The following is a 451-nucleotide window of genomic DNA, read 5'->3' on the forward strand; positions in this document are numbered from 1 at the left end:
GCGATATTTCGGTGACCGGCTCGGTCAGCGGCGAGTTCGCTGCGGGTGATCTCGTCACCCTGATGGTCGGTGACCAGATATTCACCGGTGCGGCCAACGCCGATGGCACCTTCTCGATCAACGTGCCGGGTTCGCAGCTCGCACAAAACGATGCGATCCGTGCTGACGTCAGCCACACCGACGCGGCGGGTAACGTGGGCTCTGCCAATACGGCGGCCAATTATTCGACCAGCACGGAACTGCCGACCGTTTCGGTCTCGCTGGACACCATCGCCGACGATGACGTGATCAATGCCGCCGAAGCGGCAGCGGACGTCACCGTTACCGGCCGTGCCGGCGGTGACGCCGTACCCGGTGATACCGTCACCGTCCTGGTCGGCGGTCAGAACTACTCAACGGCCGTGGGCCAGAACGGTGCGTTCAGCGTGGCGGTACCGGGTTCGGTACTGGC

At 64.3% G+C, this 451-nt stretch carries 1 protein-coding gene; it reads left to right on the top strand.

Going from position 1 to position 451, the window contains the following annotated elements:
- Positions 1–451, top strand: a 451-nt coding sequence (locus KSP9073_RS17250; RefSeq protein WP_165814293.1) for an Ig-like domain-containing protein, incomplete at both ends; no start/stop codon positions are given.

The sequence above is a fragment of the Kushneria phyllosphaerae genome (assembly GCF_900312995.1).
Taxonomy (GTDB): domain Bacteria; phylum Pseudomonadota; class Gammaproteobacteria; order Pseudomonadales; family Halomonadaceae; genus Kushneria; species Kushneria phyllosphaerae.